A 24,643-nucleotide genomic window follows, 5' to 3' on the forward strand; every position below is an offset into this window, starting at 1 on the left:
GACTCTGTTACAAGTTTTTTGTTTTTCTTGTCGAATATTATCGAATCAAAAAGAAAATTGACGAGAATATAGTGAAATATTTAAATTTACAAATTCTTTTAAAATAAAGAAGGATAATTCATTCTTTTGTAGAATATGTAAAAAGAAAAGGAAATAATAAGGAGGATTCATAGAGTGGAGCGTATATCGGTATGTTTAGTCGATGATAACCCAGAGTTGGTGTCATTAATGGAAGAATATTTTGATGAACAAGAGGATATTGAAGTAATTGGAACCGCTTCTAATGGAAAAGAATGTTTAGAGATGTTAGAAGTTTTGGAACCAGATATACTTATTTTAGATATTATTATGCCTCATATTGATGGTATTGCAGTATTAAATCAATTAAAGTCCATGGAATTGACTAAAACACCTCAAGTCATCATGTTGACAGCTTTTGGGCAAGAGGAAGTAATGAAAAAAGCCGTAGAATTCGGTGCGTCCTACTTTATCTTAAAGCCATTTGATTTGGATCATCTTGCAGACCGAATTCGCACAATCAACACTAATACAGAATTTAAAACAAAAGTACCAAAGCAGAAAAAAGTGACGAAAACACATAATCTTGAAGCAAATATTACGAATATAATACACGAAATAGGGGTACCGGCTCATATTAAAGGATATATGTATTTACGTGAAGCGATAACCATGGTTTATAATGATATTGAACTATTGGGGTCCATTACAAAGACTCTTTATCCACAAATCGCCAAAAAGTTCAATACTACTGCGTCTAGAGTGGAACGGGCTATACGGCATGCTATAGAAGTCGCTTGGAATAGAGGGAATATTGACTCTATTTCGGCTTTATTCGGTTATACAATTAATATTTCAAAAGCAAAACCAACCAATTCGGAGTTTATCGCTATGGTTGCCGACAGATTGCGATTGGAACATCAAGTCAGCTGATAAAAATACCAACGAATGGAAAGTCTATTCGTTGGTATTTTATTTGTACAAATAAATTAGGTATTCTGAATCGAATACAGTAATTTAAAGATAACGTTATATTATTTTACGACTGATTTTTCAACAAAATAGGATTGATATAATGAACGGATTGCACGTTCTAGATCCGATGCTTGAATGCCGAACATCATCGATACTTCAGATGAACCTTGGTTAATCATGTCGATATTAACTTTTGCTTTAGTGAAAGCTTCTGTAGCCTGGTTGGCAACCCCGATTGAATTAACAAGTCCTTCTCCTACAACCATGATAATTGCAATTCCTCTTGAAATACTAACTGTATCCGGATGTAGTTCATTCTTGATACGTTCAATGATGACATGTTCTTTTTCCCGAGGCAAGTTTCTTTCTCGGAATATAACTGACATATTATCAATACCTGAAGGAGCATGCTCAAAAGATACGCCTTCATCTTCAAAGATATTTAACAGTTTACGTCCGAACCCAATTTCACGGTTCATCAAATATTTACTTACGAATAGATTGCAGAAACCTGTATCACTTGCAATTCCTGTAACTACTTGCCCGTTTAAATCTCTTTCAGCAACAATTAACGTTCCTTCAGCGGTAGGATTATTTGTGTTTTTAATCGCTACCGGGATCTTCGCGTGATATGCTGGGATCAATGCTTCATCATGAAATACGGAAAACCCTGCATAGGAAAGTTCACGCATTTCCCTATAGGTAAGCTTTGTAATTTTTTTCGGATTAGGAACAAAAGCAGGATTGACAGAATAGACAGAGTCAACGTCCGTAAAATTCTCATATAGCTCAGCATTCACTCCAGCTGCAACTATTGATCCTGTTATATCTGAGCCGCCACGTGAGAATGTTACAAGTTTCCCTTCTTTCGTGTAGCCGAAGAAACCTGGAATTACCAATACTCCTTCGCGTTCCTTTAATTCCCGTATTTTATCGAAGCTTTCCGGTAATATCTGTGCATTTCCTGGTTCATCACTTAGAATTAATCCCGCTTCTTTAGGATTCACATAAGAAGCGTGTATACCTATCTTATTTAAGTATGCGCTGAGCATTTTTGCTGAGCTGTCTTCACCGATTGCTTTTACAGCATCCATCAAACTTTCTTTATTTGGATGTAGTTTTTGAACCTTTTTTAAAGATACTGCAAACTCTTCCAATAAATCACGTGGGAGGTCGAGCTCAGTTACAATCTCGGTTAAACGTTCCATGATGATGTTCAGTTGATGTTCGTATGGTAATTGATTGATGTATGCTTTTCCAAGATCGATTAGCAAGTCGGTCATTTTAGTGTCTTCTTTGTATCGTTTTCCTGGAGCAGACACAACGATAAATTTGCGGCTCGCATCATCCTTTACAATATTTGCAACTTTAATTAACTGGTTAGCACTGGCCATTGAACTGCCGCCAAATTTTGCGACCTTCATTCATTCTCCCCCTGACACAATAAAATATAATTTTCTAATAATCATACCATAAAAAAGTCAAAAAATGACGAAAATGAACAAAAAAGTTTGCAAAATAAAAAACTCTTCTTATGAGAGAGAAGAGTTAATGTAATTAGGAACATTTTAAACGAAAGTATTGATTTTAAGCGTCAATCGAATTACCCTTTTTAACTTTAATATTCCTTTTCCTGTCCCGAAAGATGATAAACCCTCCAAGGAATCCAACTCCCACTATAAAGAGTAATAACCCGACAGAAAATTGTATCCATGAATACACAAAAATTGTATAAAAGTCATTGAATAATGTATCACGCATCAGTTTAATTCCAATTGCGGCAATAACCCCAGGAATCAAAAGTATAATAATCGCCAAATTTCTAACCATGTAAATTCCCCTTTAGTTCACTTGTAAAATACATCTTATAATAAAGTATAACAAAATAAACATTAATTCGGTATTAAATCGTCATTTGTTCGTTGAAAATACATAATGAACATAGATTACTACTAAGATTTTTTGATACACTTCGCATTCCAAGGTCTTTTTATTAGCCTTCTGAGAAGCGTGAAGTATACTATGCAGTAATTATCACAATCAATTTAACATTGCTAATTAATTCATGTTAAAGTATCATATAGGTATGCAATATAATGCAAAGGTGGTGAGGCGATGAAAAAAGTGTTGATTGTCGGTGCTGGTAGGGGAGGCACAGCCTTAATAAAAATCATCCAATCCACTGCGAGTATGCAAATTGTAGCAGTAGTCGATCATAATGAAACAGCTCCAGGTTTAGCTTTAGCTAAGAAATTACATATCAATACAGGAACTGAATGGAAAGAATGGCTGGATCATGACATCGATATTATGATTGAAGCTACTGGGGATAATACTGTACTGGAAGAAATGATACGTTCAAGAAAAGACAAGACAGTCGTAGTTCCAGGAGCAGTAGCCTACATCATATCGGAACTTGTTGAAGAGAAAGGTGCATTACTCGAGCAAATTAAACTACAAAGTGACAATCAAGAGTTGATTCTCAATCACATTCGTGATGGAATGATCGTAATAGACAATCAAGAAATTATTCGATTTGTGAATGAGAAGGCCGCTGAAATAGTCGGTATCCCTAAGAATGACTTTATAGGTACCCCTATCCAAGATGTAATAAAAAATTCACGTTTACCACAAGTGCTTAAAAGTCGGGAAAAAGAAATTAATAAAAAGTTTACGCTGGATAACGGTAAACAGATTATCTCCACAAGAATCCCACTTATTAGTGAGCGAGGTGAATTGGTTGGTGCCTTTACATTATTTAAGGATATTACGGAAGTCGTCAAACTCGCAGAAGAAAATACCGACTTGATAGAAGTAAAGAATATGCTTGAGGCAATCATAAAATCATCGGATGAAGCAATTAGTGTAGTGGACGAAAAAGGTAACGGCATCATGATCAACCCTGCATATACAAGGATAACAGGTTTAACTGAGGCAGAGGTCATTGGGAAACCTGCCACCGTGGATATCCACGAAGGGGAGAGCATGCATATGAAGGTATTGCAAACAGGCAAAGCCTACCGCGGAGTCCGGATGAAAGTCGGTCAGTATAAAAAAGATGTTATTGTGAATATTGCACCTATTATAGTAAAAGGTAAAATTCGTGGAAGTGTTGGGGTACTTCATGATGTTTCAGAAATCCAAGCATTGACAAAAGAACTCAAGCTAGCAAAGCAACTTATTAGAAGCCTTGAGGCCAAGTATACTTTTGGCGATATTATCGGATCTTCTCCTGAGTTGCAACTTGCCCTGGAACAAGCAAAAGTCGGTGCGAGAACACCAGCCACTGTATTACTTAGAGGTGATTCCGGCACTGGTAAGGAATTGTTTGCCCACGCCATCCATAATGAAAGCATTCGTAAACATAATAAATTTATACGGGTTAATTGTGCTGCCATAAATGAGAGACTGCTCGAAATCGAATTATTTGGTCTGGAATCAACCACGGAACAAGAAACGAAAATCGGTGCGTTTGAAGAAGCTCACAAAGGCAGTGTATTCCTAGATGAAATCGGGGAACTTTCCTTAAATATGCAATCAAAGATATTACGTGTATTGGAAGAAAAAGAAATCATCCGTGTAGGCGGCAGGGAACCAATTCCGGTAGATGTGAGAATAATTACAGCAACTAACCTGAATTTAGAAAGAGCGATTCATAATCGTACTTTCAGGGAGGATCTGTACTATCGGTTAAATCGCTTGCCGATATTTATACCATCACTAAGCGAGAGGAAATCTGATATTCCGGAATTATCGTATCATCTCATTCAAAAACTGAACAGTGATTACGGGAGAAACGTCAAAAGTATTAGTGAAGAAGCAGTTGATTTGTTGGAACAATACCACTGGCCAGGAAATGTGAGAGAGCTTGAAAATATATTAGGTAGAGCGATGATTTTTATGGATAATCAGGAAGAAGTGATTACGAAAGATCACTTACCAAAACTAGAGCAGAACTCGGAAGATGAAAAGCAATCCAATCTACTTTTTCCAGAATGGGAATCATTATCTGAAGCAGTCGAAACGTTTGAAAGGGATTATATTAACAAAGTATATAAGAGTAATGGTTTCAACAAAACAAAAACCGCACAGGCATTGGATATATCCATTCGAAATCTTTATTATAAAATAGAGAAGTATCAGCTTGAATAATGTTATCTAAAAATAGTAAAGCGCTTACATTCAGCCGTTTAAATGTTTTACCAATAAATTAAAACATGGAGGAATCAAAATGGAAATCTTTAACGTCATGGGTAAATACGATTATGAACAATTGATTTTATGTCAAGATAAGGCATCTGGTCTCAAGGCAATTATTGCAATTCATGATACAACTTTAGGTCCTGCTTTAGGTGGAACAAGAATGTGGACGTATGATTCAGAAGAAGCAGCAATTGAAGATGCATTACGGTTGGCAAAAGGTATGACATATAAAAATGCCGCTGCCGGATTAGATTTAGGTGGAGGAAAAACTGTTATTATAGGTGATCCAAGAAAAGATAAGAATCCTGAAATGTTCCGGGCATTTGGCCGTTATATTCAAGGATTGGGTGGTCGTTATATTACGGCTGAGGATGTCGGTACTACAACTGAGGATATGGATCTTATTCATTTAGAAACGGAGTATGTTACAGGCATTTCCCCGAATACACCAGGAGCAGCCGGAAATCCATCACCAGTGACTGCTTATGGAGTCTACCAAGGGATGAAAGCGACTGCTAAAGAAGCGTTCGGAAGTGATTCACTTGAAGGTAAAATTATAGCCGTTCAAGGGGTTGGAAACGTAGCTTATGCATTATGCGAATATCTCCACAACGAAGGCGCAGAATTGATTGTAACAGATATTAACGAGGACTCAGTGAAGCGTGCAGTTGAGAACTTTGGGGCTAAAGCAGTCGGTCCGAATGAAATTTATCGGGTAGATTGTGATATATTTGCTCCATGTGCATTAGGAGCAATTATTAATGATGAGACACTTCCTCAATTTAAAGCGAAAGTCATCGCTGGCTCAGCGAATAATCAATTGGCTGAGGATAGACATGGTGATGCCTTGCATGAGATGGGGATCATTTATGCTCCAGATTATGTAATCAATGCCGGGGGAGTAATTAATGTCGCTGATGAGCTCGCTGGGTATAACAAAGAAAGAGCATTGAAAAAGGTAGGAATCATTTATTCCAATCTTGAGCGAGTATATGAAATTTCTAAAAGAGATAATGTACCTACTTATGTTGCAGCAGATCGAATGGCGGAAGAAAGAATCAATGCAAAACGTCAATCCCGGAGTCAGTTTTTAACAAATGAACGCCATATTTTAAATAGATAGTAAAATGCTTGCTAATGCGAAAGGAGCGGTTCTACATGGCAGAAGATTATGATTTAGTCATACTAGGGGGAGGTACTGGCGGTTATGTCGCGGCTATTCGTGCTTCTCAACTTGGATTAAAGACAGCAATAGTTGAAAATGGAAAGCTCGGTGGTACTTGTCTTCATCGAGGATGTATACCATCAAAAGCGTTGCTTCGGAGCGCTGAGGTTTATCGCCAAACTCTAGAGGCAGCAACTTTTGGGATTGAGACGAAGGATACTCGACTGGACTTCTTAAAAGTACAAGAGAGAAAAAATACTATAGTGGAAAATCTGCACAAAGGTGTCCAGAGTCTAATGAAGAAAGGAAAGATCGATGTCTATCATGGTTTCGGAAGAATTCTTGGACCCAGTATATTCTCTCCAATGCCTGGAACGATATCGGTTGAGTACGAAAATGGAGACGAGAATACAATTTTAACACCTAAAAATGTCATTGTCGCGACAGGTTCACATCCTAGAAGTCTTCCAGGGCTAGATATTGATGGAGAGTACGTGATGTCTTCTGATGAAGCACTGCAAATGGAGGCTTTGCCGGAATCCATCATAATCGTTGGCGGTGGTGTTATCGGAATTGAATGGGCCTCGATGTTGAGGGACTTTGGTGTTGAAGTGACCGTAATAGAGTATGGGAAACAAATCTTACCGACTGAGGACCACGCAATTTCAAGAGAAATGGAACGCTTACTTAAGAAAAAAGGAATAAAATTTGTAAAGGAAGCAAATGTACTCGGTGATACCTTACAAATAGAGAATGGTGTGACGATTAAAGCGGAAGTTAAAGGTGAACCAACTTCCTTTACAGCTGATAAAATCCTAGTTTCTGTTGGACGTGCAGCTAATGTGGAGAACATTGGATTGAATAATACGGATATTCAGCTGGAAAATGGGTTTATAAAAACGAATCAACATTTTCAAACAAAAGAATCACATATCTATGCGATTGGTGATGTTATAGGAGGTATGCAACTAGCCCATGTTGCTTCCCATGAAGGTATCCATGCTGTGGAGCATATCGCTAATCAACAACCGATGCCCATTGATTACGAAGCTGTATCAAGTTGCATTTATTCCAACCCTGAAGCAGCCAGTGTGGGATTAACAGAAGCGGAAGCAAAAGAACGAGGTTTCGATATTAAAGTGGGTAAATTCCCATTTCAAGCTGTCGGTAAGGCACTGGTTTACGGTGAATCGGCTGGATTTGTGAAGATAATAGCAGATAAGAATACAGAGGATGTACTTGGAGTCCATATGATTGGGCCACATGTTACTGATATGATATCAGAAGCTGGGTTAGCAAAAATGCTCGATGCAACCCCGTGGGAAATTGCAGGGACAATCCATCCTCATCCTACGCTATCTGAAGCGATAGGGGAAGCCGCATTAGCTGTTGATGGAAAACAGATTCATGGTTGATGATTGAAGATAGAAGGAGTGAACCGATAATGGGTAATAAACGTCATGAGAAAATTGGCTTAAGCGAGGAACAAGTTTTAGAGATGTACAAAACGATGTTGCTTGCAAGGAAAATCGATGAACGCATGTGGTTATTAAATCGTTCTGGTAAGATTCCTTTCGTAATTTCCTGTCAAGGTCAAGAAGCGGCACAGGTAGGAGCAGCATTTGCTCTTGATAGACAAAAGGATTGGACAGCACCTTATTACCGTGATCTTGGAGTAGTATTAGCTTTTGGCATGACTCCTAAAGACTTGATGTTATCTGCTTTCGCAAAAGCAGAGGATCCAAACTCCGGCGGAAGACAAATGCCAGGACACTTTGGTCAGAAGAAAAACAGGATCCTAACAGGCTCATCTCCAGTTACAACCCAGTTACCTCATGCAGTAGGGGTCGCTTTAGCTGGGAAGATGGAGAAACAAGATTTTGTTTCCTTTGTCACTTTAGGTGAAGGGTCATCAAACCAAGGAGACTTCCATGAAGGGTTAAACTTTGCTGGTGTTCATAAGCTACCTGTAATTACGATGGTTGAGAATAATAAATATGCCATTTCTGTTCCATTTGACAGGCAAGTTGCGAGTGAAAATATATCGATTCGTGCGAGTAGTTATGGAATGCACGGTATAACAGTTGATGGTAATGATCCGATTGCAGTTTATGAAGCGGTAAAAGACGCAAGGGAACGGGCTATAAATGGTGAGGGACCATCATTGATCGAGGCGGTTACCTATCGTCTAACTGCTCACTCCAGTGATGATGATGACCGTACGTACCGTGAAAAAGAAGAAATTGAAGAAGCGAAAAAGCATGATTGTGTACTCACTTTCTCTAATTACTTAAAAGAGGTGGGTGTACTGACAGAAGAACTAGATGAAAAGATACATGCCGAAGTTAAAGAACTGGTTAATGAGGCAACGGAATATGCGGAAGAAGCGCCATATGCTGCACCGGAACATGCTTTACGTTTTGTTTACGAGGAATAGGAGGGAGAAACTGTCATGGCAGTCATGTCTTATATACAGGCGGTAACCACTGCTTTACGAGAAGAAATGCAACGCGATGAAAAGGTATTTATTTTAGGTGAAGATGTTGGTAAAAAAGGTGGGGTTTTCAAAGCTACAGACGGATTATACGAAGAATTTGGAGGAGATCGAGTCCTTGATACACCATTATCAGAGTCTGCGATAGCCGGGGTTGGAATCGGTGCAGCAATGTATGGAATGCGCCCGGTAGCTGAGATGCAATTTGCAGATTTCATTATGCCGGCGGTAAATCAAATTATCTCGGAAGCTGCAAAAATCCGGTATAGATCCAATAATGACTGGAACGCTCCAATCACAATCCGAGCACCTTATGGTGGAGGAGTGCATGGCGCTTTATACCACTCACAGTCAGTAGAAGCAGTATTCGCCAATCAGCCTGGTTTGAAAATTGTTATGCCGTCCACCCCTTTTGATGTCAAAGGATTATTGAAAGCTGCAATTCGCGATAATGATCCTGTACTGTTTTTCGAACATAAACGTGCTTATAGACTTATTAAGGGAGAAGTTCCAGACGAAGATTATGTACTACCGATCGGAAAAGCTGATGTGAAAAGAGAAGGTGATGATATTACGGTCATTACTTATGGTTTAGGGGTACACTTTGCACTGCAAGCAGCTGAAAAGCTGGCGGAGGATGGAATCGATACTCATATCCTTGACCTTCGTACAGTCTATCCGCTTGATCAAGAAGCAATTATTGAAGCAGCAAAGAAAACGGGTAAAGTATTGCTTGTAACTGAAGATAACAAAGAAGGTAGTATTATAGGAGAAGTGGCAGCGATAATTGCTGAGAATTGTCTGTTCGATCTGGACGCACCCGTTATGCGCCTTGCTGGACCTGATGTCCCTGCAATGCCATATTCTCCACCAATGGAAAAATTCTTCATGATCAATCCTGACAAAGTCGAAAAGGCATGTCGTGACTTAGCTGAATTTTAATGCAGAAGGAGGTTAAAAAATAATGGCTTTAGAGAAAATTACAATGCCCCAACTTGGAGAAAGTGTAACAGAGGGAACGATTACAACTTGGCTCGTTAAACCTGGAGACAAGATTAGTAAATACGATCCAATTGCCGAAGTAATGACAGATAAAGTGAATGCTGAGGTGCCCTCTTCCTTTTCAGGCACCATCAAGGAATTGACAGCTGAAGAAGGAGAAACTCTAGCTGTCGGAGAAGTGATTTGTCATATTGAAATCGAAGGTGGCGAAAGTGAAATCACTTCGAGCACCAGTAATGAACCTAATGGTAAAACGACGGAAGACACAAAGGAAGCGGATGAAGATCAATCGATGAAAAAAAGATATTCACCTGCGGTATTAAGATTAGCGCAAGAAAATGATATCGATTTGAATCTTGTCAACGGAACTGGAAGAGGTGGCCGAATTACAAGAAAAGATATCGAGAAAATAATTGCAAGTGGCGAGATTCCAACGCAGAAAGAAGAACAAGTGGTTCGGGAACAAGAATCAGCATCTCAACAGCAAGTGCAACCGAAGCAAACAATCAAGAGTGATGAGAATACAACTAAAGCAGGAGATGTTGAAATTCCTGTAACTGGTGTCCGGAAGGCTATTGCACAGAAAATGGTCACTTCTACCACAGAAATTCCCCATGCTTGGATGACTATAGAAGTAGATGTTACTGATTTAGTTCGCTTACGTAACTCCCTAAAAACAGAATTTAAAGCACAAGAAGGTTATAATCTGACTTATTTTGCGTTCTTCGTAAAGGCGGTCGCTCAAGCGTTGAAAGAATTTCCGCAGCTTAATAGCACATGGGCCGGGGATAAGATTATCCAGCGTAAAGACATCAATATTTCCATTGCTGTAGCAAATGAACAAGAATTATTTGTTCCAGTAATCAAACATGCTGACGAAAAATCGATAAAAGGAATTGCCCGTGAGATTAATGAATTAGCTATTAAAGCGAGAAGTGGTAAATTAACATCAGAGGACATGAGTGGAGGTACATTCACTCTAAATAATACCGGTACATTCGGTTCTGTCCAATCGATGGGGATCATCAACCACCCACAAGCTGCGATATTACAGGTGGAATCAATAGTGAAGCGTCCGGTTATCATCAATGATATGTTTGCAGCAAGAGATATGGTTAATCTTTGTTTATCTTTAGATCATAGAATTTTGGATGGATTAATTTGCGGAAGGTTCTTGAACCGATTGAAAGAGATTCTTCAACAAACAAATGAAGAGACTACTTCTATTTATTAGGAAGATAGCGCAAGATGCCTGAGTTGTTTGAATTGAAATAAACAACATTAATTGATAAGCTGATTTATGTAATTTAATTATTTATCAGTATCCTAGAAGGGAGAGATAACGATGGATTTCAACCTATTTATGAATGACATAGTAGATGCCGCTCGTAAAGATATAACTGAAGCCGGCTACGAGGAATTAAAAACACCTGAAGAGGTTGATGAGGCTCTTAAGCGAGATGGTACAACCTTAGTTATGATTAATTCCACATGTGGATGTGCTGGAGGTATCGCTCGTCCAGCAGCAGCTAACTCCATACATTATGATAAACGCCCAGATCATTTAGTGACTGTGTTCGCTGGTCAGGATCGGGAAGCAACAGAGAGAGCAAGAGAATATTTTGAAGGATTTCCGCCATCGTCTCCATCCTTTGCATTGATGAAGGACGGAAAGATTGTCACGATGTTAGAGCGTCATGATATCGAAGGATATAATGCTATTGATGTGACCAATAAGCTTCAAAAGCTATATGACGAACACTGCAACGAAGTTTAAACCACACCAATAGAGACTGACATCATTTCGTCAGTCTCCTTTTTGCTTACATAAATGTAGTTGGTTTTAGTTAGATGACACAATATCTTGATTAGGAATTTAAGTGAACAGGTTATTAGATAAAGAAAGCTAGGCCGGCAGTCAGAGTTGATAAAAGCATTAGTGCAATCATAATATAAATAATTAACTTTGTTCTGCGCTCACGTTTTGACTTTCTTTTTGCATATGATTGTTTCGACATCTTACGGACCTCCTTAACGAGAATGCTACTGTATGTATTTTAACGTGAATTTACACATTGGACAAGTAGAAATCCCTTTGAAATAAGTTTATCACTCAATTGTTGGATATAGGGGGAATGAAATTATGGAAAAGCCTGCAAATGAAAAAGCAAAGTGGGAAGCTCAAGTTGAAAAAACATTAAAGCGCTTTCCTGAACGTAAAGAAAACTTTCACACATCCTCAACAATCCCGGTAGAAAGATTATACGGAACGGAGGAAGAAAATTATGAGCTAGGATTTCCTGGTGAGTTTCCTTATTTACGTGGAATCCAACCAACAATGTATCGCAGTCGGTTGTGGACGATGCGTCAATATGCAGGATTTGGTTCGGCAACTGAAACAAATAAACGTTTTCGTTACTTATTAGACCAGGGGCAGACAGGTCTATCCGTTGCTTTCGATCTTCCTACTCAAATAGGTTATGATTCTGATGATGTGATGAGTGAAGGGGAAGTAGGTAAGGTTGGAGTAGCAATTGATACATTGGCGGATATGGAGAGATTGTTAGACGAAATTCCGCTCGATAAGGTAAGTACATCCATGACAATCAACGCCCCGGCAGCTGTTTTATTATGCATGTATATAGCTGTAGGGGAAAAGCAGGGAGTACCTTCGGAAAAATTAACTGGTACCATTCAAAATGATATTCTAAAAGAGTATATTGCGAGAGGCACTTATATTTTCCCTCCAAAACCTTCCATGCGACTGATTACAAATATATTTGAATATTGCCAGAAGAACTTACCTAAATTTAATACGATCAGTATATCTGGCTACCATATTCGCGAGGCAGGATCTAATGCTGTACAGGAAGTTGCTTTTACACTGGCTAATGGAATGGCTTATGTAGAAGCTGCTATGGAGTCAGGTTTAGATGTTGATTCCTTTGCTCCTCGCTTAGCTTTTTTCTTTAACGCACATAACAACTTCTTTGAAGAAATTGCAAAGTTCCGAGCAGCAAGAAGAATTTGGGCAAAGATTATGAAAGAGCGTTACAACGCCAAAGATCCAAAAAGCTGGAAGCTCCGTTTTCATACACAGACTGGAGGCTCGACACTTACCGCTCAGCAACCTGATAATAATATTGTGCGGGTAACAATGCAAGCTCTTGCTGCAGTGTTGGGAGGTACACAAAGTCTGCATACAAATTCACGAGATGAAGCGCTGGCGTTACCGACGGAAGATTCAGCAAGGATTGCACTCCGCACACAACAAATCATTGCCCATGAAAGTGGTGTAGCGGACACGGTAGACCCACTTGGTGGCTCATATTATGTCGAGGCGTTAACTGATGAAATTGAAGAGCAAGTGATGAAATATATTGAGCGAATCCAAAAGTATGGTGGAGCTGTTCAAGCGATTGAAGAAGGATATATGCAACGTGAAATTCATCAAAATGCCTATGAGACCCAGAAACGAATTGAAAATGGAGAAGAAATTATTGTAGGTCTAAATAAGTTCAAACTTGAAGAAGAGCTTAACCCAGAACTATTAAAAGTGGATGAAGCACTTGGAAAGGAACAAATCGAAAATTTAGAACAAGTGCGTAGTGAACGTAACCAATCAGACGTAAATAGACATCTGCAAGAATTACGAAATCAGGCAAAAGACCCGAACGCAAATCTTATTCCATATATTTTAGAAGCCGTGCGAAACTATGCATCTATTGGTGAGATTTGCAATGTGCTTAGAAAAGAGTTTGGTGAGTATACAGGATCTTAAGGGGGAAAGATTGATGGAGAAAATAAGGATATTAATCGCCAAGCCTGGGCTGGATGGGCACGATCGTGGAGCCTTAGTAATTGCTCAAGCGATGCGCGACCATGGAATGGAAGTAATTTATACCGGGTTACGCCAGTCACCAGTGCAAATTGCAACAGCAGCAATTCAAGAAGACGTGGATATCATTGGTCTATCTTCCCTATCTGGTGCACACAACACGCTTTTTCCTAAAGTGATTGAAGAACTGGAGAAACGTAATGCTGGGGATATCCCGGTCATTGCAGGAGGAGTCATCCCGAATGAAGATATCCCGTTCTTGCTGGAGAAGGGAATTAAAAGAATTTTTACGAGTGGCTCTTCAACAGAGGAAATGGCAAGATACATTAAAGGCTTGTTACGGCCGGATGAATTGGCAACACCACCAAAGAAAATTGCTCATATTGGAATCGCCGTCCATAAAATTGAAGATGCATTACCATTTTACACAGATGGTCTAGGTCTCGTAGTCGAATCAATTGAAGAGGTTGAATCGGAAGGTGTTAAGATTGCTTTCTTAAAAGTCGGCGAAACTCGCATTGAATTGTTGGAACCACTTTATGAAAGCTCTCCTATTCAAGGGTTTTTAGATAAAAAAGGGGAAGGTATCCATCATATTGCTTTTGAAGTGGATGACATACATCCTAGAATCACCCAACTTAAACATAAAGGGGTCAAATTAATCAACGAAGAACCAAAATCAGGTGCGCATCAAAGTGAGATTGCATTCATTCATCCTAAATCAACCCATGGCGTGTTAGTCGAATTGTGCCAGCAGGCTAAGGGAAGTGAAGAATAATGGACATCTATGATAAAATAAATGAGCTATATGATAAACGAAGACAAGTGGAGTTAGGCGGCGGGGATGAAAGAATAGCCAAGCAGCATGCCAAGGGTAAAATGACTGCAAGGGAGCGGATTGACTATTTAGTAGACGAAGGCAGCTTTGTAGAACTGAACCCATTCATCGAGACACAGACTGCAGATTTCAGCATGAACGGCACCTCCGGTGGAAAAGGTGAGGGAGTCGTTACGGGCTATGCTACAATTAATGGCAATCCTGTCTATTTGTTTGCCCAAGATTTTACCGTGTTCGGAGGAGCACTTGGAGCGATGCACGGTAAAAAAATAGCAGCGGTTATGGATCTCGCAGCAAAATCAAAGGTACCGTTTATTGGACTAAATGATTCAGGAGGAGCACGTATTCAAGAAGGCGTATCCTCCTTGGATGGATACGGTCACGTTTTCTATCGGAATTCCATTTATTCTGGTGTCATCCCACAAATCTCTGTCATTATGGGGCCTAGTGCGGGAGGAGCAGTTTACTCACCAGCAATTACTGACTTTGTCATCATGGTTGAAGAAACTTCTCAAATGTTCATAACTGGACCAAAAGTAATCGAAGCTGTAACGGGGGAGAAAATCACTTCAGAAGACTTAGGTGGAGCGTACATTCATAATTCAAAGAGTGGAAATGCACATTTGAAGGCAGCGACAGAGGAAGAAGCTTTAGATGCTGTTAAGAAATTGTTGTCTTATATTCCACCTAACTTTGAAAGTAAGGCAAAGCCTTCATCTTATGAAACAAAAGGAATCGAGGAAGAATTACGTCCAGATTTAACAGACTTAATTCCTTTTGATTCCGTTAGGCCATATGATGTAAAGAGTGTTATTGAAGATGTAGTCGATGAGGATAGTTTCTTTGAGATTCATCCAGATTTCGCAAAAAATATCGTCGTTGGCTTTGCTCGAATTAAAGGAGAATCGGTGGGACTTGTTTGTAACCAGCCTAAGTATATGGCGGGAGGACTTGATATTGATTCAAGTGACAAAGCAGCAAGATTCATTCGGTTCTGCGACTGTTTTAATATACCGATTATAACTTTCGAAGATGTGACAGGATTTTTCCCTGGTGTAAAACAAGAACACGGTGGAATCATTCGTCATGGAGCGAAAATACTTTATGCATATTCAGAGGCAACCGTACCGAAAATAACAGTTATAACTAGAAAAGCTTATGGTGGAGCATACGTAGCTTTAAACAGTAAATCAATCGGGGCAGATCTAGTCTATGCTTGGCCAAATGCTGAAATTGCTGTAATGGGACCAGAGGGAGCGGTCAATATTATATATGCTAAAGAAATCGCCGAGAGTGATCATCCTGAAAAGTTGCGCCAAGAAAAGATAAATGACTACCGGGAGAAGTTTGCCAACCCATATGTCGCTGCGGGATTAGGTATGGTAGATGATGTGATCGATCCAAGGGAAACAAGGATCAAGCTCATTCAAGCATTAGAGATGCTTCGAAATAAACAGGAAGAACGTCCACATAAAAAGCATGGGAATATTCCGCTTTAAGGACGGTAAAGTAGTGGAGGCTATATCATGATTACAGTAAATGAAGACAGATTAGTAGAGGAATTTTTAGAACTAGTACAAGTTGATTCAGAAACAAAGCATGAGGAAGAGATTGCTCGTGTCTTAAAACAGAAATTTAGTGCACTAGGCGTCGAAGTGATCGAAGATGATAGTATCGAAAAAACAGGCCATGGTGCAGGGAATTTAATTTGTACATTAAGAGGGACATTACCAAATGTTGAGCCGATTTATTTTACATCTCACATGGATACTGTTGTCCCGGGAAAAAATATAAAACCGGTTATAGAAGACGGATATATCAAGTCTGATGGCACAACAATTTTAGGTGCTGATGATAAGGCTGGATTAGCGGCTATTTTAGAAATGATTCGATTACTAAAAGAAGAGGAGATTCCTCACGGTGATATTCAATTTATAATAACCGTTGGTGAAGAATCAGGTTTGGTTGGTGCAAAGGCATTGGACCCTTCTTTAATAAAAGCTTCCTATGGTTATGCTATTGATAGCAACGGTGAAGTTGGTGATATTATCGTCGCAGCTCCAAACCAAGCAAAGATTTTTGCAACGATTATTGGAAAAACCGCCCATGCAGGTGTGGAGCCGGAGAAGGGAGTATCTGCAATCACTCTTGCAGCAAAAGCTATCTCGAAGATGAATCTAGGTCGTATCGATGAAGAGACAACTGCGAATATTGGAAGGTTTGAAGGTGGGAAGCAAACCAATATTGTAGCAGATCATGTGGAAATTCTTGCAGAAGCACGTTCATTGAGCCGGGAAAAATTAGACAAACAGACAGCTGCCATGAAAGAGGCTTTTGAGAAAACAGCTGAAGAGCTTGGCGGAGAAGCAAGAGTGGAAATTAAACTGATGTATCCCGGATATAAACAAAAGAGTGGAGATCAAGTAGTAGAAGTTGCTAGAAGAGCAGCAAAAGCGATTGGAAGAGAAAGTAAGCTGCTTAAGAGTGGTGGGGGCAGTGACGCTAACATAATCGCTGGTTTTGGTATTCCGACTGTAAACCTAGCGGTAGGTTATGAGGAAATCCATACCACTGACGAAAGAATTGCAATTCATGACTTAGTGAAAATCACTGAATTGATCACTGCAATTGTAAAAGAATCGACAAATTAACATACAAGCACCTTATAAGTCATTTAGTCTGGCTTATAAGGTGCTTTTTCTATGATATAATATAAGAAAGAATCTATAAAGGATGTTTAACATGTCTAAATTGAAGCGACCCACCAAAAGAAGAATAATTTTTCATATAGACATGAATAGCTTTTATGCCTCTGTTGAGATGGCCTTTAACCCGGATTTGAAAGGGAAGCCCATTGCCATTGCGGGTAACCCTGAAGAACGTAAAGGAGTCATCGTAACGAGCAGCTATGAGGCGCGGGCAAAAGGTGTGCGCACGACTATGAATGTTTGGGAAGCAAAAAAGCTTTGTCCAGAATTAATTGTCTTGAAACCAAATTTTGAACGTTATCGAGCTGCTTCACGGGAAATTTTCAAAATGATGTCCGAAATTACTCATCTTGTACAGCCTGTATCCATTGATGAAGGGTATATCGATGTGACAGATGTTCATGATCAAGGCACACCGATTGAAATTGCCCAAAACCTGCAAAAACGTATTCTGGATGAGCTTGATTTACCCTGTAGTATAGGGATAGCTCCGAATAAGTTTCTTGCTAAAATGGGATCAGATAGAAAAAAACCACTTGGCATTACGATTATGCGCAAACGAGAATTACCGATGACATTATGGCCGCTTGCTATTGATGAAATGTATGGAGTCGGTGAAAAGACTGCTGAAAAGTTAAAGTCTATTCATATCCATACGATTGGAGATTTAGCAAAAGCTGATGTCTATCAACTGAAACAACTGTTGGGGATTAATGGTGAACGATTAAAAAACCGAGCAAACGGTGTAGACGATCGTGAAGTAGATCCAGATGCAATTTTTGAATTTAAAAGTATCGGCAACTCACAAACATTGCCACAGGATACGACAGATGTCACTGCAATTAAACAGTTAATCGATCAATTAGCTGAAAAAGTGATTGTTCGAATGCAACGAAAAGAAGTTGTCGGTAAAAGTGTTCAAATCATGATTCGCTACCACGATCGAAAAACGATTACTCGAAGTAGAAAACTAGATAATTATATTGATGCTAAAGATGATTTGGTTTTAATTGCAACAGAGTTGTTTCAGCATCATTGGAATGAAGAACCAATCCGCTTGCTTGGTGTTACCGTACAACATATTGAAGAGAAGCGTAATGTAGGAGAGCAGCTTGATTTATTTACCTATGCAGAAGTTGAGAAAAAGGAGAAATTAAAGCAAACCATCAATCAACTCTCAGAGAAATTTGGTAGTAATGCGTTTAAAGCCTTGCAAAAAAACGATAATAAAGAGCTAAACCAATTTAAGACAAGTTTTCAAAAAGATTTCCTTGACGACTACACAAAATAAATCCCATTCCTAAATGCATTTTATAAATGTCTAGGTATGGGATTTTCTAATTGTATTTGTATTAGGTATCTAAAATATGCATGCAGTAAATACGTGCTGCAGACTCCCAGGAGAATTATTACTGTCATAATTTTAAAATTCGAAAATAATTGATAGGTTATTTCATAATCCTTTTAACGACCGATGTGTTGAATTTACTTCCGGGATAACGGAAAGGCATATCGAATTTCGTGGTTTGTTTTAAAATACCTTTCTTATGGGTGAATGTGTCAAAACCATATTGGCCATGATAAGCACCCATACCACTGTTCCCAACACCACCAAATGGGAGATGTGGATTTGCTAAATGAAACAGAGCGTCATTTATCGCTCCTCCGCCAAACGAGATGAATTCTATAACTTGCTGTTGAATCTTTTCATTTTCTCCAAAGTAATATAATGCAAGGGGCTTTTCTTGGCGTTTAATTACGTATAATGCGTCTTCAATATTTTTAAAGGTAAGAATAGGGAGGAGGGGACCGAAAATCTCTTCTTGCATAATTGGATCATCCCACGTTACCTTTTCTATTAATGTAGGCTCAATTAAGCGAGTTTCAGAGTTGTAATTTCCTCCATGAATGATTGATCCCTGATCAAGCAGCTGCACTAATCTTTCAAAATGTTTATTATTTATTATCTTCGTATATTCCTCATTATAAAGTGGATGTTTACCATAAAGAGCTTTAATATGTTTTACTAGAGCCTTCGTGAATTTAAATTTCACATCTTCATGCAGATAAATATAGTCAGGTGCTACACAAGTTTGTCCAGCATTGGTGAATTTTGCCCAAGCAATTCTTTTTGCTGCTAAGTTAATATTGGCATCTGCATCGATGATTGCCGGACTCTTTCCACCTAACTCCAAAGTGACAGGGGTGAGGTGTTCACTCGCTGCTTTCATAATTTCTTTTCCTACATTTGTACTTCCAGTAAAGAATATATAATCAAATCTTTCTTTAAGTAAGTTTTGCGTTGTTTCTATATCTCCTTCCATGACGCTGAACAATGAGCGGTCAAAAGTGGATTGAATCAATGACGACAGCAGCTGTGAAGTATGCTTGGCATGTTCAGAAGGTTTGATGATTACGCAATTACCAGCAGCCAAAGCGCTGATTGCAGGTGCAAGAGCTAATTGTAAAGGGTAATTCCATGGAGAGATTACAAGCACGACTCCGTAAGGCTCTTTTACAATATATGATTTAGATCCTTTGTGAGATAGGGGGGAAGGCATCTTCACTGGTGCCATCCATTCTTTTAAATTTTTTAATGTAAAATCAATTTCTGAATATAAGAATCCTAGTTCAGTTAGAAACGCTTCATGTTTGGATTTGTTTAGATCTTGTTTTAATGCAAAATAAATTTCTGATTCATTTTCCTTCAACATTGCTTTGAGTTTTTTTAGGTTCTCTCTGCGGTATTCGTAATCTATCGTATTTCCACGAATAAAGAAGGTCCGCTGGTTTTCGACGATTTCTTTTATGTTGTTCATTTTTCTCTCTCCTAAAGTCAACGATTACCTTGCTAGATTGGCACGTTCATATTTTGAAATGGTAAAAATCCATCGCAAGGTCAGTATTTGGGAAAATATTTCTAGCTTCTTTTAAAAGGTCATCATGATCTTGTTCTAGGTAGCGGGAAGATATATGTGTAATGATCAGGTGTTTTACGTTACCCTCTTTTGCCAACATAGCTGCTTGTTCAGTAGTGCTATGAAAATACCGATATGCTAAATCCTTTTGCTCAGCATTGAATGTTGCTTCATGGATAAGCAAATCCGAATTCTCTATAAAGGTTGTAAAGTTTTGATTATATCTTGTATCACCAAGGATTGTGATAATTTTCCCTTTTTTATCTGGACCGATAAAATTCTCACGATATAACGTACCGAATTCTTTCGTGTGAACTTGTTCATTTTTCTTTATTTCACCATATAATGGACCGGATGGGATACCTTGAGCCTTCAGTTTTTCAACGAGTAATTCACCAGGCGCATCTTTCTCTACGATCCGAAAACCGAAACTTGGTATACCATGCTCTAATTCTTTTACATAAATAGTGAAGTTATCCTCATCAATGATGGTGCCATCTTTTATTTCCACAATTGAGATGGGATAGTTCAGATGTGATTTACTAACATGAAGTGCCGTTTTGATAAATTCCTTTATTCCTTCAGGTCCATAAACGGTTACTGTATCTTCACCGCCTTGGAAAGATCGGCTGCTCAATAGCCCAGGCAGTCCGAATATATGGTCTCCGTGCAAATGAGTGATGAATATTTTATTGATTTTCCTAGGTTTAATTGTTGTGTGTAAAATTTGATGTTGGGTGGCTTCTCCGCAATCAAACAACCAAATATGGTTCTCTTCCTGCAATAAGTGGAGAGCAATAGCTGATACATTTCGTCCTTTAGAAGGAACGCCAGCGCCTGTACCAAGAAATGTTATTTCCATCCGATTTCCTCCAAAAATATCTTTAGTGCTCTAAATTATTTCCTTGTATTTCGTATTCTGATTGCTTTATCAGGCATATCTGTTATAATACCGTCGATATTTAGTTTTAAGCATTTCCAAATATTAATGCTGCGATTCACCGTATATACGCGAATTGGGAGATTTAATACTTCACTTGATTTAACCAATGCTTTATTTAATAGATTATATCTAATGTGTAATGAACTGGCTCCAAGTCCCTTTGCATAATGTGCTAGGTTACCATGTGATCTTGAACGCAAGAGCGCTATATCGATGCTCTTATCGAGTCGGCGCAACCGCTGGATACTAGCGGCATTAAAGCTGGAAATGGTTGTTCGATCTTTTAGTTTGTATTTGTAGATTGCATCGAGAACTTTAATTTCTATGTCCTCGTAATCTATCTTATTATTTTTAAGTTCTAAATTTAAGTATAACGGCTTACCTTTTGCCCACTGTAGAAATTCATCGAGGGTAAGGATACGTGTGCCTATAAATTTCTTTGAGAAATACATACCGGCGTCAAGTTTTTGTAATTCGTAAAGTTCATAGTCTTTAACAAAGCCAAATCCATTAGTTGTCCGTCCTAATTCTTCATCATGGATTAGAATGGGTACGCCATCTTTTGTTAACTGGATATCCGTTTCGATTCCATCAGCGTTCATTTGATAAGCCAGCTCAAAAGCAGGCATCGTATTTTCAGGCGCATATTTACTTGCTCCACGGTGGGCGATAATTTTCGTCTTTATACGAATCAATCCTCCCATACTTTATTTCATCTTTAATCATGTCAACGTAGGATGACGTTGTTAAGTTTTCAGGAACGATGTTCTTTATATACATTTGATTTTGTAATCTGTTTTAATTTTTCATACACAGTGTCAGGAAGTCCATTGGTAAAGTCTGGACGTGTATTTTCAAGAACTTGCTCTCTTTTGCTTGCGCCAATCGTCACACTTGTCGTTGCCGGATGTTTGATGACATATTTTATTGCAATTTCATTCAAAGGTATCCCTTCAGATGCTTCTGCAATGTTCTCTAGTGTATTCATTAGTTCAGGTCCGGTATAGTCCAAGAATCCTTCTTCGCCTTTCTTGATGAAGTTTTCTTTATAATTTACACTAAGTAATCCTTTAGCTAATGAACCTCTTGTAATGACACTGATATTATGAGCTATTAATTTTTCGAGAATCTCTTCTTCTGGGCGTCTATCGAGTAAACTATACTGCATCATCACCCCATCGATAGAGGACTTTTCGATGTACTTCTGAATTACGTTTGGTCGGATAGATGAAATTCCATAGGCCCTGATCCAACCAGCTTGCTTCAGTTCTTCCATTGCCTCAATTGTATCATCCATTGGATCATTGATCGTGCCGCCATGCAGCATGAAGAAATCGATATAATCCGTCTTAAGACGCTTTAAGCTGTTCTTTACCGCCTCTGTTATATATTCTTTAGAAGGGTCCCAAAACCAATTTTTTGATTCCTTGGAGAAATGGTTCCCGGCTTTAGTCGTTAATATGATATCTTTACGCTTGTCTTTAATTGCTTCCCCAATTATTTCTTCGTTTAAACCGAAGTCATATAAGTCGGCTGTATCCAAATGATTGATTCCCCGATCAAGCGCAGTATCGATAATTTCTTTCGCATGCTTTCTGTCCGTTCCAAGCGACATACAACCCAATGTCAGTCTTGATATATATATGTCTGATTTTCCTAATTGTTGTTTCTCCATCATATCACCTTTCTTATTTGTTAAGGTACCTCTATTATAGGGAAGAATCTTAATGGAAGCCAACCGCAAACTAAGGCAGGCAAAATCGAAATATGCTAAACTGAAAACAAAATAGGTAATAAAGGAGATTATCATGAAGAAGTTTGAAGAGAAAACGATTCATACAGAGAAAATTTTTGAAGGAAAGATTATTGATCTCCAAGTTGACGATGTCCTCTTGCCGAATGGAGAGAAATCTAAACGTGAAATTGTAAAACATCCTGGTGCGGTAGCAGTGATCCCGATAACAGAAGATGGAAAGATTGTTTTAGTTGAACAGTATCGCAAACCATTGGAAAAGACATTGGTAGAGATTCCAGCAGGAAAGCTGAATAATAATGAGCAACCTCTGGCAGCAGCTATCCGTGAATTAGAAGAAGAGACCGGTTACACGACAAAAGAATTATCATTCGTCACATCCTTTTACACATCACCAGGCTTCGCAGACGAACTTGTATATCTCTATGTGACGGATACATTAGAGAAGCTTGACACACCTCCTGCTGGTGATGATGATGAATTTATAGAAATAATTGAATTAACCCTCGATGAAGCGAAACAATATGTAGAAGAGGAAAAAATACATGATGCAAAAACTAATTATGCAATTCTTTATCTGCACTCACTTTGGAGGTAGTGATGAAACTGAAGAAATATTTTGCTGATATGCATATCCATATCGGTAGAGATCATAACGGTAAAGCAGTTAAAATAACTGGGGCAAAAAGCTTGACGCTTACTAATATTCTTATTGAAGCTAGTCAGAATAAAGGGATGGATATGGTTGGGGTAATTGACTGCCACGTCCCAGCTGTCCAGGCTGAAATCAGAGGACTTCTTAATGAAGGGCTAGCTGAGGAATTGATAGATGGGGGAATCCGCTTTGAGACAGTCACCCTGATTATGGGTTCTGAAATAGAAGTCTATGATGAAAATTGTAAGGGCCCCATCCATGTACTTTGCTTTTTTCCGACATTAGCTGCAATTGGTTCGTTTACACAATGGCTCAAGAATAAGATGAGTAATATCAATCTCAGTTCCCAGAGATATTACGGATCAGTGAAAGCATTGCAGTATAAAGTAAAGGAGCTTTCAGGGATTTTCATACCTGCCCATATATTCACCCCATTTAAAAGCTTATACGGTAAGGGCGTAGAACGATCGTTGGAAGAAGTGTTGGATGCTTCCTTGATTGATGGAGTTGAACTGGGATTAAGTTCTGATACTTTTATGGTGAATGGAATTGATGAATTGAGTGGATACACGTTTTTGACTAATTCCGATGCCCATTCTTTAGGCAAAATTGGGAGAGAGTATCAGGAAATTAGAATGGAAGAATCGACATTTAAGGAATTTTTATGGGCTATCCACCAAGTTGATGGCAGGGGAATTAATCGAAACTTTGGAATGAATCCCCGACTTGGTAAATATTATCACACTGTGTGTAAAGACTGTCTAAACGAAGCATCAAAGACTCAACCTTGTGCATATTGTGGTTCCTTAAAAAGAATTAATGGGGTGAAGGATAGGATTCAAGAGTTATCAGGAGGTCATATTTTACCGAAACGTCCCCCTTATATCCATCAAATTCCTCTTGAATACATTCCAACATTGGGGCCGAAAACCTATAGAAAATTATTGGATATCTTTGGAACAGAAATGGATATTATCCATCAAGTTGAATCTAAAGAATTAAAAAAAGTAGTGCCACAAAAGTTGGTCGATGCTATTATTGATAATCGGGAAGGAAGACTAGTGATATCCCCCGGCGGTGGTGGGAAATACGGAAAAGTGGTAAGCAACAGAAAAGAGCTGAAATAAGATGAA

At 38.7% G+C, this 24,643-nt stretch carries 22 protein-coding genes; 15 read left to right on the forward strand and 7 right to left on the reverse strand.

Annotated features, from left to right (window positions below; translation table 11 throughout):
* The first annotated feature begins 174 nt into the window (after positions 1–174).
* Positions 175–951: a sporulation transcription factor Spo0A gene (gene spo0A, locus M3210_RS00740; RefSeq protein WP_251510193.1), complete on the forward strand. Its 777-nt coding sequence runs from the start codon at positions 175–177 to the stop codon at positions 949–951.
* A 101-nt stretch (positions 952–1,052) separates the two neighbouring features.
* On the opposite strand, the gene M3210_RS00745 is transcribed toward spo0A, so the two are convergent.
* Together M3210_RS00745 and M3210_RS00750 are read right to left on the reverse strand one after the other, a co-directional pair.
* Entirely contained in the window at positions 1,053–2,417 is a 1,365-nt protein-coding gene (locus tag M3210_RS00745) for an aspartate kinase (RefSeq protein ID WP_251510200.1), read from the reverse strand.
* 163 nt (positions 2,418–2,580) lie between these two features.
* Entirely contained in the window at positions 2,581–2,823 is a 243-nt protein-coding gene (locus M3210_RS00750) for a DUF2627 domain-containing protein (protein ID WP_251510201.1), read from the reverse strand.
* 285 nt (positions 2,824–3,108) lie between these two features.
* On the opposite strand from M3210_RS00750, the gene M3210_RS00755 reads away from it, so the two are divergent.
* The 7 genes from M3210_RS00755 (at position 3,109) to M3210_RS00785 (ending at position 11,634) form a co-directional block, all read left to right on the forward strand.
* Positions 3,109–5,145 carry a sigma 54-interacting transcriptional regulator gene (locus M3210_RS00755; protein ID WP_251510202.1) on the forward strand — a complete coding sequence of 679 codons (2,037 nt, stop codon included), beginning with the start codon at positions 3,109–3,111 and terminating at the stop codon, positions 5,143–5,145.
* Positions 5,146–5,224: 79 nt separating this feature from the next.
* Complete coding sequence (locus M3210_RS00760) at positions 5,225–6,319, forward strand: Leu/Phe/Val dehydrogenase (RefSeq protein WP_251510203.1); 1,095 nt, start codon at positions 5,225–5,227, stop codon at positions 6,317–6,319.
* Positions 6,320–6,354: 35 nt separating this feature from the next.
* Positions 6,355–7,776: a dihydrolipoyl dehydrogenase gene (lpdA, locus tag M3210_RS00765; RefSeq protein WP_251510204.1), complete on the forward strand. Its 1,422-nt coding sequence runs from the start codon at positions 6,355–6,357 to the stop codon at positions 7,774–7,776.
* 29 nt (positions 7,777–7,805) lie between these two features.
* Positions 7,806–8,798, forward strand: coding sequence for a thiamine pyrophosphate-dependent dehydrogenase E1 component subunit alpha (locus M3210_RS00770; protein WP_251510205.1), 993 nt, complete (start codon positions 7,806–7,808; stop codon positions 8,796–8,798).
* Between the two features lie 15 nt (positions 8,799–8,813).
* A complete protein-coding gene (locus M3210_RS00775) occupies positions 8,814–9,797 on the forward strand; it encodes an alpha-ketoacid dehydrogenase subunit beta (RefSeq protein ID WP_251510207.1) in 984 nt (327 codons plus the stop codon).
* A 22-nt stretch (positions 9,798–9,819) separates the two neighbouring features.
* Entirely contained in the window at positions 9,820–11,091 is a 1,272-nt protein-coding gene (locus tag M3210_RS00780) for a dihydrolipoamide acetyltransferase family protein (RefSeq protein ID WP_251510208.1), read from the forward strand.
* Positions 11,092–11,202: 111 nt separating this feature from the next.
* Positions 11,203–11,634 carry a BrxA/BrxB family bacilliredoxin gene (locus tag M3210_RS00785; RefSeq protein WP_285853477.1) on the forward strand — a complete coding sequence of 144 codons (432 nt, stop codon included), beginning with the start codon at positions 11,203–11,205 and terminating at the stop codon, positions 11,632–11,634.
* 115 nt (positions 11,635–11,749) lie between these two features.
* Here the strand turns inward: M3210_RS00785 and prli42 are convergent, their stop codons facing one another.
* Positions 11,750–11,875, reverse strand: coding sequence for a stressosome-associated protein Prli42 (gene prli42, locus M3210_RS00790; RefSeq protein WP_251510209.1), 126 nt, complete (start codon positions 11,873–11,875; stop codon positions 11,750–11,752).
* A 125-nt stretch (positions 11,876–12,000) separates the two neighbouring features.
* On the opposite strand from prli42, the gene M3210_RS00795 reads away from it, so the two are divergent.
* The 5 genes from M3210_RS00795 (at position 12,001) to M3210_RS00815 (ending at position 18,532) form a co-directional block, all read left to right on the forward strand.
* A complete protein-coding gene (locus M3210_RS00795; RefSeq protein WP_251510210.1) occupies positions 12,001–13,638 on the forward strand; it encodes an acyl-CoA mutase large subunit family protein in 1,638 nt (545 codons plus the stop codon).
* A 13-nt stretch (positions 13,639–13,651) separates the two neighbouring features.
* A complete protein-coding gene (gene mce, locus M3210_RS00800; RefSeq protein ID WP_251510211.1) occupies positions 13,652–14,473 on the forward strand; it encodes a methylmalonyl-CoA epimerase in 822 nt (273 codons plus the stop codon).
* Positions 14,473–16,032, forward strand: coding sequence for an acyl-CoA carboxylase subunit beta (locus M3210_RS00805; protein ID WP_251510212.1), 1,560 nt, complete (start codon positions 14,473–14,475; stop codon positions 16,030–16,032). Before mce ends, M3210_RS00805 begins: the two co-directional genes overlap by 1 nt.
* 27 nt (positions 16,033–16,059) lie before the next feature.
* Positions 16,060–17,184, forward strand: a complete 1,125-nt coding sequence (locus tag M3210_RS00810) for a M20/M25/M40 family metallo-hydrolase (RefSeq protein WP_251510213.1) — start codon at positions 16,060–16,062, stop codon at positions 17,182–17,184.
* Between the two features lie 91 nt (positions 17,185–17,275).
* Complete coding sequence (locus M3210_RS00815) at positions 17,276–18,532, forward strand: DNA polymerase IV (RefSeq protein ID WP_251510214.1); 1,257 nt, start codon at positions 17,276–17,278, stop codon at positions 18,530–18,532.
* A 157-nt stretch (positions 18,533–18,689) separates the two neighbouring features.
* Here the strand turns inward: M3210_RS00815 and M3210_RS00820 are convergent, their stop codons facing one another.
* The 4 genes from M3210_RS00820 to M3210_RS00835 are packed head-to-tail and all read right to left on the reverse strand — an operon-like array spanning position 18,690 to position 22,777.
* Positions 18,690–20,060, reverse strand: a complete 1,371-nt coding sequence (locus M3210_RS00820) for an aldehyde dehydrogenase (RefSeq protein WP_251510215.1) — start codon at positions 20,058–20,060, stop codon at positions 18,690–18,692.
* A gap of 46 nt (positions 20,061–20,106) precedes the next feature.
* Entirely contained in the window at positions 20,107–21,021 is a 915-nt protein-coding gene (gene rnz / locus M3210_RS00825) for a ribonuclease Z (RefSeq protein WP_251510216.1), read from the reverse strand.
* Positions 21,022–21,056: 35 nt separating this feature from the next.
* Positions 21,057–21,797 (reverse strand): glycerophosphodiester phosphodiesterase, encoded by a 741-nt coding sequence (locus M3210_RS00830; protein ID WP_285853478.1) that lies wholly within the window; start codon positions 21,795–21,797, stop codon positions 21,057–21,059.
* Between the two features lie 59 nt (positions 21,798–21,856).
* Positions 21,857–22,777: an aldo/keto reductase gene (locus M3210_RS00835; protein ID WP_251510217.1), complete on the reverse strand. Its 921-nt coding sequence runs from the start codon at positions 22,775–22,777 to the stop codon at positions 21,857–21,859.
* A gap of 133 nt (positions 22,778–22,910) precedes the next feature.
* Here M3210_RS00835 and M3210_RS00840 point away from each other — a divergent pair, with 133 nt between their 5' ends.
* Positions 22,911–23,453 carry an NUDIX hydrolase gene (locus M3210_RS00840; RefSeq protein ID WP_251510218.1) on the forward strand — a complete coding sequence of 181 codons (543 nt, stop codon included), beginning with the start codon at positions 22,911–22,913 and terminating at the stop codon, positions 23,451–23,453.
* 2 nt (positions 23,454–23,455) lie between these two features.
* Positions 23,456–24,637, forward strand: coding sequence for an endonuclease Q family protein (locus tag M3210_RS00845; RefSeq protein ID WP_251510219.1), 1,182 nt, complete (start codon positions 23,456–23,458; stop codon positions 24,635–24,637).
* Positions 24,638–24,643: the final 6 nt, after the last annotated feature.

This window comes from Oceanobacillus luteolus, assembly GCF_023715655.1.
GTDB classification, from domain to species: Bacteria; Bacillota; Bacilli; order Bacillales; family Amphibacillaceae; genus Oceanobacillus; species Oceanobacillus luteolus.